The 569-nt window shown below is 66.6% G+C and carries 1 protein-coding gene; it reads right to left on the minus strand.

Annotated features, from left to right (window positions below; translation table 11 throughout):
- On the minus strand, nucleotides 1-569 hold a 569-nt coding region (locus tag AACY52_RS29595), incomplete at both ends, for a zincin-like metallopeptidase domain-containing protein (RefSeq protein ID WP_339561265.1).

Raw genomic sequence — 569 nt, forward strand, 5'->3', positions numbered from 1 at the left:
AAGATCGCCCGGGGCTCGTCCCTGAGCAGTTGCAGCCAGGAGGCGATGTAGGCCGCGTGATCGGGGCGCGGCTCGTGTGCGATCCCGAGATCGGCGAGCAGGAACGATGCGGTCAGTTCGGCGGTCGCTTCCTCCATGGCGAGCGCGTGCTTGGTCCACTTGGCGCTGAAATCCCGGTCGAGCCGATGGGCTGCGCCACTGGCATGGGCCGCCTCGTGAATATGGGTGGCGTAGAAACCGTGGGCGTCGTGGAAGGCGCAGAAATCCGGCATGTGGATGCGGTCTTCGGCGATGTGATAATAGGCGCTGGCCGAGCCGTAGACGGTATCGATGCCGAGCGCGGCGATGAAGGCTTCAGCGGCGGCGAGCCGTTCGCTCTCGGGCAGGACCGGCCCCGGTTCGGGCGCATAGCCTTCGATCTGATCGGCGTTGAACAGGCTGAAGGCCTTGGCGAAAAGCCGTCGGTGGTCGTCATCGTCGCCGGCGTCATCGCCCTTCGCGCGAAACTCCTTCCAGAGGACGCCGAGGCTGGCGTGTTCGCCCTTGCGGACCTGCGCGCCGAGCGCCTG

This window comes from Pseudomonas sp. EA_65y_Pfl1_P113 (assembly GCF_963970525.1).
GTDB classification, from domain to species: Bacteria; Pseudomonadota; Gammaproteobacteria; order Pseudomonadales; family Pseudomonadaceae; genus Aquipseudomonas; species Aquipseudomonas tritici.